At 43.6% G+C, this 12,806-nt stretch carries 7 protein-coding genes; 1 reads left to right on the forward strand and 6 read right to left on the reverse strand.

From position 1 onward, the window contains the following. Positions 1–372 precede the first annotated feature (372 nt). A complete protein-coding gene (locus tag KFV02_RS07250; protein WP_252380877.1) occupies positions 373–1,512 on the reverse strand; it encodes a site-2 protease family protein in 1,140 nt (379 codons plus the stop codon). Positions 1,513–2,104: 592 nt separating this feature from the next. On the opposite strand from KFV02_RS07250, the gene recC reads away from it, so the two are divergent. Continuing rightward, complete coding sequence (gene recC / locus KFV02_RS07255) at positions 2,105–5,401, forward strand: exodeoxyribonuclease V subunit gamma (RefSeq protein ID WP_252380878.1); 3,297 nt, start codon at positions 2,105–2,107, stop codon at positions 5,399–5,401. Between the two features lie 749 nt (positions 5,402–6,150). On the opposite strand, the gene KFV02_RS07260 is transcribed toward recC, so the two are convergent. The 5 genes from KFV02_RS07260 to tilS all read right to left on the reverse strand — a co-directional run bounded on the left by KFV02_RS07260 (position 6,151) and on the right by tilS (position 12,208). Beyond that, positions 6,151–6,879, reverse strand: coding sequence for a DUF2202 domain-containing protein (locus tag KFV02_RS07260; protein ID WP_252380879.1), 729 nt, complete (start codon positions 6,877–6,879; stop codon positions 6,151–6,153). A 174-nt stretch (positions 6,880–7,053) separates the two neighbouring features. After that, the gene (gene recD / locus KFV02_RS07265) at positions 7,054–8,874 is read right to left on the reverse strand and encodes an exodeoxyribonuclease V subunit alpha (RefSeq protein WP_252380880.1); all 1,821 of its coding nucleotides are present in this window, start codon (positions 8,872–8,874) and stop codon (positions 7,054–7,056) included. A gap of 440 nt (positions 8,875–9,314) precedes the next feature. After that, complete coding sequence (locus tag KFV02_RS07270; protein ID WP_252380881.1) at positions 9,315–9,632, reverse strand: NifB/NifX family molybdenum-iron cluster-binding protein; 318 nt, start codon at positions 9,630–9,632, stop codon at positions 9,315–9,317. A gap of 4 nt (positions 9,633–9,636) precedes the next feature. Then, the gene (locus KFV02_RS07275; RefSeq protein WP_252380882.1) at positions 9,637–11,052 is read right to left on the reverse strand and encodes a sigma-54 interaction domain-containing protein; all 1,416 of its coding nucleotides are present in this window, start codon (positions 11,050–11,052) and stop codon (positions 9,637–9,639) included. Positions 11,053–11,155: 103 nt separating this feature from the next. Further along, positions 11,156–12,208 carry a tRNA lysidine(34) synthetase TilS gene (gene tilS, locus KFV02_RS07280; RefSeq protein ID WP_252380883.1) on the reverse strand — a complete coding sequence of 351 codons (1,053 nt, stop codon included), beginning with the start codon at positions 12,206–12,208 and terminating at the stop codon, positions 11,156–11,158. Between the last annotated feature and the right edge of the window lie 598 nt (positions 12,209–12,806).

Raw genomic sequence — 12,806 nt, forward strand, 5'->3', positions numbered from 1 at the left:
CAAACCCCATTTTAACCGCTGATTGAAAGTCTTGGTTTCAATGCATTACAAACGGCTTGGGTAAGCCAACTTGACGAAGCTTGCGGATAAGCAGAGCATCGGGATGAACAGGCTAAATATTTTGGATATTGACCATAACTATCGATAATAAAAAGAATACTTGTTTACCTAAAATATCCCATTATGCTCTGCCCGCAAGCAAGTTTTGAGAACAGGTCCAAGTCTTTGTACCAGCATAAAAGAAACCAAGACTAGAATAAACTATAGAAATTAAGTTGATAAAGAGGTTCGGCCACAGGCTCTTAAAACCACTGAAAAGCTGGTACACTTCATTGCTTTAGATGCTTTTACAGGATTGATTTCTTTCCTTAGCTATTCCTCATAACCTTCAAGATCCATTTTAAGCGAGAGCAATGTCAACATATCTTTTAACGCCACTATACCAACCAACCTATCGCCTTCGACTACCATGAGCCGGCTGTTCCCTGTTGTACTCATAATTGAAAGAGCCTTCAGGACATCGTCTTCAGGACTAATGGTATTCTGCGGCGAACATTTCCACACAAGCTCTCTTACGGTATGCTGGTCCCATTCCTGGCGTGTAATGTCCTTTACCTGCCGGCTAGAGATACACCCTAGTAGCCTTCCGTTTTCAACAACGGGAAACATTTTAAAATAATACTTGTAAAAGAAGTCCTCTACGAGCTCCTTTATGGAGAGCGAGGGCGGTACTGTAATGGGGTTGGGTTCCATGAATCGTCCAACCTTCTCGCCTTTGAAGGCTTGCCGCGTTAGAACCTGCTGATATGAGCCACGCGCTGCATTCTGCAAAAACATGCCGATCATGAACCACCATATTCCGCCGATAAAATTTCCGAGCAATACCTGTAAGACGCCAAAGAAGACCAGCACCATACCGAATCCAATCCCGATCCGGGACGCAATGCGGGTTGCCCATCGGAGATTTCCTTTCCAGCCCCACAGGGCCGAACGGAGCATGCGTCCTCCGTCCAGAGGAAAGGCGGGCAGAAGATTGAAGGCAGCCAGAATCAAGTTTATCACCGCGAGATAACCAACTACGCCTTTAACCGGATCCGGGAACCCGATTCCCCTGCCCACTATCAGAACTCCATAGAAAAAACCGCCCAGCAAGATACTCGAGATAGGACCGGCAACAGCCATCAGAAACTCGACCTTCGCACTCGGAGGTGCTTCCTCCATCTCGGCCACGCCACCGAAAATGAACAAAGTTATTCCTTTCATGGGCAAGCCGTATCTTCTTGCCACGAGAGAATGGCAAAGCTCATGAAAGACTATCGAGGCAAACAGCCCCAGAGCACCAATTGCGCCCATTAACCAATAAGTCGTCTTAGAGAGATCCTTGTAATATTGGGGGAACAGTCCCAGGGCAAGCGACCAGGTAATGAGGATTGCGATGATTATCCAACTAATATCTATCCTCACCGAAAACCCAAAAAGCTTAAAAAGAGTGATTCGTTTCCCAAACATCATATTCCTCCGATTTTTTTCATGGAACAAAATTGATTGTTCACATCGATTAATAACGACCGGACACTGATGACCAGATTTTTAACTCAACTTTCTGACATGATTAACATCCTCAAATTACTACACAATTGAAGAGTGCATTTTCTGAAATGCATTACAAACGGGTTGGGTAACACAACTTGGCGAAGATTGCGGAAGTGCTGTGCATAGGGAGGTTATTCCATCGAACTTTCGAAACCCATCAAAATAACAGAAAAGGCATTAAATAATATTCTATTGACTAACCCCATTATGCACAGCCCGCAAGCAAGCCTTAGATGTGTCCAAGTCTTTGTTAGCATTGAAGAAACTGCGCTCGCAAATTAACTCAGAAGTTGAGTTTTTAAGAATTGAGTAAAAATTCTCCCAAATTGTTGGGTATTGTATTATATAGTATATAGCAAGGTTAAGTTGAATTTTTGCAGAACTTTCCGGCCAAGTGTAACGAAAATTGACTCACCTTACTTGCCTTTGGTTAGTATTTGACGTTAAGCATTACCTTAACTAAAGTCACACAATCTTCATAAATTTGATATCCGAATTACCTGACTACCAAATGACAAAAACATTAACTACGGTCGTGCCTCGATTCTATCTCTACCATAGCAACAAGCTCGAAATCCTGGCCGATAAGCTGGTGGAAAATCTTGGGCGCAGGCCTTTGCCCCCGCTGCAGCAGGAAACCATTATCGTCCAGAGCAAGGCCATGCAGGAGTATATCTCCTTGCTTCTGGCCCGCAAAATCGGCATCTGCGCCCATGTGACATTCCCCTTCCCGGTCCTCTTCACATACAAACTTTTTCGAGACTACTTCCCTTCTCTTCCTGAAGACTATCCCTTTGCCCAGGAAATTCTGTTCTGGAAAATACTGGACATCCTCCCCTCCTTTAAAGAACAGCCGGAAGCCAGGATCTTAAAAGATTATGCCCCATCCAACCTGGAACTGGGACACATCCAGCTAGCAGAAAATCTGGCCTATCTCTTTGACCAATATGTCATCTTCAGGCCGGACATGGTACTTCACTGGGACCAGGGAAAAAGCAACTATTTCAAGAATCAGCAAGAACACGAAGAGTGGCAGGCCAGGTTATGGCAAAATATAAGCCAGGGCCGGGAACAAGAACACAGGGCCGCTTTAAAAGAACGCCTTAAACAGGCCCTTATAGAAAACCCGCAAAAATTGCCGGAGCGAATTTCCATCTTTGGCATATCTTCTTTACCACTCTATTACCTGGATATTTTTTATACCCTGGCCCATTTTTGTCCGGTGCATGTCTATATCCATAACCCGTGTCAGTTTTACTGGGGAGACAACCCCGGACCAAAGGCCAGGACAGCACTCAAAGAAGATTATCAGGTCAATGACTTGCTAGTTTCCTGGGGAAAACTGGGGCGTGATTTCCTGGATAGTTTTTACACCTTTGATTTGCAGATCAATGAATGGGAAGAGTTTATAAGTCATGGCCGGGACACCCTTTTACACTGCATCCAGGACGACATCTTGATTAATGAAAATCCAGGCCCTGATAACCAGCTTCTGCCTCCGGACAAAAGCATTACGATCCGCTCCTGTCACAGTCCTATGCGCGAAGTAGAAGTATTGAAAGACTATATTTACTATATTTTGGAAAACAATCCCGATATCCAACCGGATGACATTCTGGTTATGACCCCCGACCTCGAGCTCTATGCACCCTATATACAGGCCGTATTTGATAAAACAGAAGACCCAAATCAAAAACTTCCCTATACCATTGCTGAAAAAAAACTCGCCCATACCGAAGCAAGCCAGGCCCTTATAGCCATCCTGGAACTGCTCCAATCCAGGTTTGAAGCTTCAAAGGTACTCTCTGTCCTGGAAAAGCCCATAGTTCACAAAAAATTCGGCCTCACAGCTTCAGACCTGGAATTGATTACCCACTGGATCAGGCAGGTGCACATCTTCTGGGGCCTGAATAGCGAACACAAAAAAGACCTCGACCTCCCCCCGCACTATCAAAACACCTGGGAGTTCGGCCTGCACAGACTTTTTCTGGGTCTTGTCCTGCCCGGTGACAATTGGACCCTGTTTTACCGACCGGATAAGGCCGGTCCGCCAATCCTTCCCTACCCGGAAGTAGAAGGAGAAACAGCCCATGCTTTAAGCAGCCTGGCACAATTTATATCCCTTCTGCACGATTTATATACAGAAATAAAAAAACCGCATAACATTCAGCAGTGGGAGAAAATTTTGCTACACATCCTGGATAACTTTCTGGCCCAGGATAGCGAAAGCATGGAGAACGAAGATTTTTCCATACAGGTCTTGAATTTGCGGGAACAGGTCCTTTCCTTATTTTCCAAGGCTGCAAAAACAGCTGACTTTAAGGGCGAAATCAGCCTACCCGGTCTCATCCACATTTTAAAACAACATTTAAGCCCAAAAAACATTGAATACGGCTATTTCAACGGCTCGATCACTTTTTGTTCCATGCTGGCTATGCGTTCTATACCCAAAAAGGTTATCTGCATGCTGGGGTTGAATGACTCTGCCTTTCCCCGTGAGGACAAACGGCCCAATTTTGATCTTATCTTTGCCAGACCCCAAAAAGGAGACCGGTCTATCCGCAATGATGACCGCTATTTATTTTTAGAAGCTCTACTCTCTGCCCGCGAGTATCTCTTTATCTCCTTTGTTGGCCAGAGCCTGGAAGATAATTCTGAAATTCCACCATCCGTCCTGGTCAGTGAACTCCTGGACTACGTGCAGAAATACTATAAGTTTGAGAGGCAGGACGCGCGGGATTGTACTACAGACGAAAGCAAAAACCTGGTGATCAAGGACAGACTTCAGCCTTTCCATCCTTGCTACTTTTCATCTCATCCTGCTAAAAACGATTATTTCAGCTTTTCCGAAGAAAATCTGGCCGCTGCCACTGCCCTGACTCAGCCCAAAAATAAACACCGATTTTTTACATCATATGTTCCGGACGAGGAGAACCCTACCCGGATCGACCTTCATGAGCTTATCCGGTTCTGGAAACATCCGGTTAAATTTTTGGCCCGGCAAAGACTCGGCCAGCACCTGGAAATTGATGATGGCTTAAATACGGATACAGAACCAATCTTTGAATTAAATGGTCTGGACAAGTACAACCTGGCCCAGAAAGTCATTGCCAGGCTTCTTGAAGACGAGAAAAAAACAGTGCAGGACCTCTGGCCGGTGTTGGCCGCCAGAGGAATTTTCCCTCAAAAAAAACAAGGAAAACTCGTCCGGGATAACTTTTTTCAAGAGCTGAAGTTTTTTCTTTATCAGCTCAAAAGGATCTTAGCCGATAATCCCAGGTTAGCCCCGCGATTCTTAAGCCTAACTCTCGACAACGTCTCTTTAAGCGGCAAAGTTACATCTTTGCACTCCAAAGGGCTTGTCTTTTACCGCTATGCATCCCTCAAAGCCAGAGATTTGCTATCAGCCTGGACAGAGCATCTCTTCCTGAGCCTGTCTCTTGAAGACTACCCTGGGCAGTGCCTGGTTATGGGCAGGGACAAGAGCCTGACTTTCGGCCAGGTGAAAGAGCCGGAAAATGTACTTAAAGGACTTGTTGACTTTTATAAGACCGGCCAAAGCCAACCATTAAAATTTATCCCGGAAATATCTTTTCAACTGGCTCAAGAGATTTTGATAAAAGAGAAACCTGAAGAAGAAGCTTTGGCCTCTGCCAAACGCAAGGCCCTGGGCAATAAATACCATGCGGGGGAGTTCAGTAATGATGAGTACTACCGGCTTTTTTTCCGGGAAGAAGAACTGTTTGATAAAGAATTCGTAGAGACAAGTCTCAAGGTCTTCGGGCCGATATTATCGGCAAAGGGATAGAGGTCGGGGCCGAAACAATTTCGGAGTAAATACGCCTACCCGCTGAACTGGCGAAGCAGAGCATCGGGGCGACAATTAAATATCTTGCGAAATTTGCCATAATTATCGATAATATTGAAAACTTGGGATATTTTTTTCTGCTAACTACTCCAATCCAAAAATATTTTTCACTACTCGTCATTCTGAGGGAGCGAAACGACCGAAGAATCTCCAACGTTGCGAACCAGATTCTTCGCTTCGCTCAGAATGACGTAATTAGAGGGGCGCATTCGCTAGCTGCACCTACCACTCAAATGTGGGAAAATTGTGAAATAATATGATAAAATTTTAGCATAAAAGAGTCTGTGGCCAAACCCCATTTTAACCGCTGATTGAAAGTCTTGGTTTCTGAAATGCATTACAAACGGCTTGGGTAACCCAATCTTAACGAAGCTTGCGGGAAAACAGAGCATCGGGATGAATGGGCTAAATATTTTGCGATATTGACCATAACTATCGATAATAAAAAGAATATTTGTTACCTAAAATTTCCCATTATGCTCTGTCCGCAAGCAAGTTTTAGTTGGGTCCAAGTCTTTGTACCAGCATGAAAGAAATCAAGACTAGAATAAACCATGGAAATTAAGTTTATAAAAAGGGTTGGCTACAAGCTCAAAAAGGTAATCCGGGCTCATCTAACAGAAAATAATAAGGCTCATGTGGGAGAAAATTTGGTGGCGGTGCAGACTGCGAATGCACCCTAAAAAGCTCTACCAGCTTCGACCTTGACCTCTTTTTAGTGGAATTGGCTTTCCATTTTCATCTACCATTCCGCGTTCCCGCGGAGAATTAATAATAGATTCAACTTCAGCAGGAGACAAATATTGAGCCTTGTATCTGGCACGGTTCATAGATAACTGTGATGTAAAAGCTCGCAAGTGGTTTCTGGAGCCTTTAGCAAGATTTTGATAAACTATTTTGATATCAGTATTGTCTGTTTGCTTGAGAAGGTCCTGTAAATCTTTAATATCAAGGTCTTCAATAGTTGCCCCGACCTTGAGCGCATCAATTAAAGACTTGCTGCCTTGTTTTATCAGTGTGTTATATAGCTCCTGAATCTCAGGCGAGGTGAAAAGACCTACGGTCGCAAGAGCAGGGTCAGCCAGGCCATACTTGTCTAGCAAGGACTTAATTGCATCCATATGGCGCTGTTCACTGAAAGCAATCTGAGTGAAAATACGCAGGTTCCAGTGTTCAGACATATTCTTATAAACATCACGAGCCAACTTTTCTTCCTCACGCATTTTAATTAGACCTGCTTTTTCCTCCTTACTAAGTTTCTGGTAGGGTAAGTCGTCAACAATTGTTGACAAACCTAGCTCTCCACCACGCATTCCACCAGCACCATGCATTCTTGCATCAGTAATTATCGGAGGGAACAAAAGACAGATGGAAAAAGCAAGTCCTGTGATTAAGATAAAAAGTTTAGTTGTTTTCACGACATATCCTCCTTTCATTTTTTTATGTTCCCTTAATCTTATGTCTGATAGTTCTGAGAACCTATTCTTCTATTGGCATCTGGAGCTTACTTACATTTACAACAAACATAAACAATCTGTTTTAGTCCTAAATTGTACGATTTTTTTTCAATTTAAGAATGTTATGTTAGGTCACTACGTCTTGGATACTGCCTTGAGCCAAATTTCTTTTCGCCCTAAAACCACTATCTTCTTTTTTGCCCTGGTCACTGCAGTATAGACCAGTTCCCTGGTCAAAAGAGGTATATCCTTGGGAGGCAGGATCAAAATTACGGTTTCAAACTCTGACCCCTGACTCTTGTGCACGGTCATGGCAAAGGCTGTTTGAGCGCCAACAATACGTACCGGGCTTATGGCCCTTAAATGCGCACCACTCTCATCTTGAAAATAGACTTTTGTCTCTTGCCCTATTTTCCAGGTCAAACCAATATCTCCATTAAACAACCTAAGTCCATAGTCATTTTGGGTGATCATTACCGGCCGGCGATCATACCAGCGGGCCATCGGCTTTAACCAGCCCTTGGCTTCAAAAATCTTTTCCGCCAGAAAATTCAGACCTTCCACTCCCCACATGCCGTTTTTTAAAGGACACAGTATTCTGGCCCGGTTAAAATGTGCAAAGCCTTCTTCCGGTTCACTACTCTGGAGATACGAATGAAAACACTTCTCTAAAATTTTTGGCAAAACCTGATTGAGTTTCTGCTCATCCTCAACTTCTATCCACTGCCACTGGGTGCTGTCCTGAAAGTAAAGTTCACAGGTCTGCCCTGAACGTATGGCACGGCTAATCCGGGCAATATGGGACTCATCTCCAAAGCGAAAATTCTGACGGAGCTCAATCAAGCAGTCTCCTAAAAAACTCCTGTCATGCCCGTTTGACTTAAGCCTAACATGGTCTATCCGATTATAGTCATCTTTAAATTCACTGGAAAAAGAATTTATCTCGCCCAGTGCGCAAATATCACCCATTACTGCCCCAGCCCCAACAGGAGACAACTGGTCTTTATCCCCCAGTAAAATCAGACGTGCCTCGTCCCTCAAGGCTTGAACCAATTTGGTCATCAGGGGCAAATCTACCATGGAGACCTCGTCCACTACCAAAACATCTACAGGAAGAGGGTTATCTCTATTGTGTCTGAAATAGGGTGAAAACCTTTTATAACCCAGAAGGCGATGGATAGTTTGGGCTTCATCCGGCAGGGCCTGCTTTAGGTTTTGAGCCAAACCCAGGTTTTGTTTTAACTCACTTAAGGCCTGGCTAAGCCTCTGCGCTGCCTTGCCTGTTGGCGCACACACGGCCACTTTTAAACCCGGGCCATATTGCTCGGCAAGCACGGCTAAAATCTTGACCACAGTAGTTGTTTTCCCTGTTCCGGGTCCCCCTGTGATCACACAAAGGCTTTTATACACAGAAATAAAACATGCCAGCCTCTGCCAATCAATATCTGAAGTTGGTGGGAAATACCTGTCCAGGCTCTGTTTTAACCTGTTAAAATCAATATGCGGAGATTTTCCCTGCCCCCGTCGTTCCAGGGCACTGAACAACTCCTGCTCATAAGAAAAATATCTTTGCCAGTACAAAAGAGTGTCATTAAGAATGAGAGGTTTAAACTGCCCGCTTTCACCAACAACATCCCAATCTTTAAGTTTCTCAAGCCAGGTATTTAGTTCAGGCGCTCGTAGTCCCTCCATAGGTCCTGCAAAAGCAGGGACCCGCAGCTCAAAATCTGGGAAAAACTCCCCCAACATATATAATGACTGGCCCGCAATCCTGGAGAGATCCAGACAAACATGGCCTTGTTCCAATGCCTTATTGACCATAACAGCGGCCAAGGCCAGATGAAGATCATCTTTACCTGTTAAATCCAGTAAAAACCCGGCTAGCTGAAGATCAATGGGCCTAAACAAGCCTGTCTCTTTGAGAATATTTATACTTTCAAGTTCCTGGCCAAGCATGGGTTCGTAATCCGTAGTTAGTTTAGAGAGCTAGTTGAGAGGTTAATTGGTTGAGTAGTCGCGTAAAAAATAAGTGTACTCAACTTTCTGACATGATTAACATCCTCAAATTACTACACAATTGAAGAGTGCATTTTCTGAAATGCATTACAAACGGGTTGGGTAACACATCTTGGCGAAGATTGCGGAAGTGCTGTGCATAGGGAGGTTATTCCATCGAAACCCATCATAACAACAGAAAAGGCATTAAATTAATATTCTATTGACTAACCCCATTATGCACAGCCCGCAAGCAAGCCTTTTACCCCGTTGAATCCAGCGAAGCTGGGCTGGCTTTGCCAGTATTCAACCGGGGCAGATGTGTCCAAGTCTTTGTTAGCATTGAAGAAAATGCGCTCACAAATTAACTCAGAAAATAGAGTAAGTATACCTAATACCAATCACCCACCAAGCTTTTCACCCAAAATATAGGCATTCAAGGCGTTATTATAGCTATCCATAATTGAGTCATAAACCTTGATCTTTTTCCAGCGCAAGTACTGATAATACTCATCTTCAATCCCATTACACAACACTACATTGATATCTTCCTTTAGGATCAGGGCACACAACTCTTCTGCTGAAGCATGAGGCATGACGATTGTCTTTTGGTTTTTAATCTTCTTGTGTTCATCCAGTTCAACAATAATCACTTCTGTAGCCAGGTCAAAACGTGGAGCAATATCGTGCTCAAATATGGGCATTAAAATCTTGTCCATGCTTTTAATCCAAATTATATTTTTTCATTTTTCGCCACAAAGTACTTCTGCCCCAGCCCAGCCTTTTGGCCGCCAAAGCCTTCTTCCCTCCAGCTTCAACCAGGGCCTTCAAGATCATCTCCTTTTCCATGTCAGACCAGGTCTTTGGTTTTGCTTCTGTGCCAGAGTCCGTACCAGAATCCACTAACGAAGGGTGGTTTAAGTTGTTAAGCGGACTAAGAGCCGGTTCACTGGATGTGCGCAAGTATGCAGGCAGGTGCTCAAGGCCTATCTGATTGCCATCACAAATAGCCAAAGCATATTCTACAATATTTCTAAGCTCACGCACATTACCCGGATAGGTATAATTTAACAGAACATTTAAAGCCTGGGGTGAAAATGTATGCACATCTTTTTTAAGTTCTTCACTAAACTGATTCAGAAAATGGTACAAAAGAAGGCGGACATCATCACCTCGTTCCCTGAGCGGAGGCAGATGAACCCTGATCACATTCAATCTGAACAGCAGATCCTGCCTGAATGTCCCAAGTCTTACCATCTCCTCCAAATTTCTATGGGTAGCCGCAATAACCCGCACGTTAACCTGCACGCCCTTGGTACTGCCCAAGGGATAAATGACCTTATCATCTAAAAAGGTTAACAGTTTGACCTGCAGAGAAAGGGGTAAATCTCCTATTTCGGTCAGGAACAAAGTCCCGTTATTGGCCAGCTTGAACCACCCAGGCTTATCCTGGGTAGCTCCGGTAAACGCCCCTTTCTTATGTCCGAAGAGTTCGGATTCTAACAATGTTTCAGGCAGGGCCCCACAATTAACCTTAATAAAAGGCCCCTTGGCCCGAGGCGAATGCTGATGAATGGCTTCTGCCAAAAGGTCCTTTCCAGTACCGGTCTCACCGGTGATAAGCACAGAGGAATCTGTCTGGCCAATTACAGGGACAAGACTGAAAACCTTCTGCATTTCCGGACAGTTACCCAGGATATTACCCAAAAATTCAGTACGTATCTCCTGCCTTCCTGCTCGCTTGATGGTCCTTAAATCTTCTACGACTTCAATATAACCTTGAGTTTCACCAGAGGCATCCACAAGACGGGCCAAAGTATGCCTGGTTTCGATTTTCTGACGATTATGGTCAATGATATTCCCTTCGAAAACAAGGCTTTCCCGTTCATTTTCCAATTGAGCCAAAGGACAGCCAATCATACACTGATTACCACGCAAAAAATGTGCACATTTTTTACCCAAAACCTGTGAACGTTCAAAGCCTGTCAGGCCTTCCATGGCCGAATTAATATACACAACACGCCTCTCTCTGGATAAGAGAACGACGCCTATGGGCAAATTATCCATCAAATGGACAAAACTTATTTTTTGGGGAAATACCCCGTGCACCCAAGCGTTTGTTGAATTTATTATGCTCATCGAACTTATTACCCCGCCCCGCCATAAGGGGGGGGTCGAGTTTACTGGGTTGAAATATCAGATAAGGTTAATCGATAAAAATAGATTTAACCCTCTGGGCCTCCTACTCGTCCGTCTCGATTGACTCGCCCAACCTTTTAGCCTTTGGCTCTCTATAAAAAACTATTCCCTGAGATGCTATCAGGGCTATTTTGTTTCCCGGAAACTGAAACCTCTTGCCTATTCTTCTACTCTCAAAAGCGTCATCCAGTTGAAAAAGATTGTCCCCTAAAACTTGACCAGGCCCCAGCTGGTCCAGAATCTTTTTATAAAGTCTATATCTCAAAGCTTTATGCATCCCGGCTAACTCTGCATTTGAAACTATAATCTCCCGTCCATTAGCCTCAACCTTTATCTTATCTAATTGCTCATTCCAAAAGCCCCGATCAATCCTTCCCATCTCCCAAAGCCGGGCGATTGTTTGAAAAATATTTTTGTTTTCCTGCCTAAGTAAAGGTATAATTTTTAAACGGACTCTGTTGCGTAAAAAAGTCATGTCCCGGTTAGACTTGTCCTCGACATACTCCTGGTCCAACTCTCTTAAAAACTCAAGTAACTTTGTCTTTGGAGTAAGAAGAAGTGGCCTTAGAACTTTGCTCTCTGGATCAAAGGCTTTCATACCAGAAAGTCCTGGCCATCCTGCCCCCCGCATAAGACGCATAAGTACATCTTCGGCCAAATCATCCAACTGATGGGCGGTGAGGATAAAGTCTGCTTCAAGTTTCCGGGCTAACCCTTGCAAAAACCTGTAGCGTATCTTTCGGCCTCCTTCCTCAATACCCAACCCCATTTTTTGAGCATAGACTCCAACAAGACTTCGCCCAATGTATATTGGAATCCCCAATTTCTGACAGGTTATTTTGGCCACTTGTTCGTCATCCCTGGCTTCAGCTCTCAAACCATGATTTAAGTGAGCAGCAATTAAGTTATATTTTAGTCTTGATCTTAAAAAATGCATGACTCTAAGCAGGGCCATGGAATCAGGGCCAGCAGAAAAGGCCACTAAAAGAGTCTTCTTGTGGAGGTCTATCTTCAGCTTGTGCTGAATAAAATTTTGAATATTCAAGCAAAAATGAGCCCATTTAGGGGGCAAATCCTGTAGGCGATTATACTTCATGGATTTATTTTATTTGGTTTAAATAACTTTCTAACTTAATTTTTAACATCCAAAACTAAATAGTTAAAGGTTATTTTTTATTAGTTAGTCGTCGCTTCCTAAATAGCTAATAATCTTAATCGAGCGTATTTTTATACATAAAAATCAACTATTGGGTAATGTTTAAGTCTATATAAAGAAAGATTTAAAGAAAACAAAAAAGAGGAAATATTACCAAAAAGGTAGAGGATATACTGAAAAAACATACCAACAAGCAAAATAAAAGCAAGCGTTGACAAGTGCGATTAGAAGCAGCGGACAAACTACTCTCCGGCGACTACCAGTTTCTCTAAACCGGAGAAGGCTAGCGTCTGCCGATTTTTCTGTTCTTTGAGCACACCAAATTTAGGTACAAAGATTGTTCAAGTGGCTCTTTTGTTATTTGTTATCAGATGCTCCCCACTCAACCAATACCCTACTCACCAACTCAACCAAAGTGCAGCTATCAGATGAACACTTGTTATCTCACGCCCATTCGTCGCGCTACTAGTGTAAGGGGCGATTAAAACAGAATAGCTATCGAATCCATTTCGTCGTTGTAAACAGCAGGAAGGACATA

This window comes from Desulfovulcanus ferrireducens, assembly GCF_018704065.1.
Classification (GTDB): domain Bacteria; phylum Desulfobacterota; class Desulfovibrionia; order Desulfovibrionales; family Desulfonatronovibrionaceae; genus Desulfovulcanus; species Desulfovulcanus ferrireducens.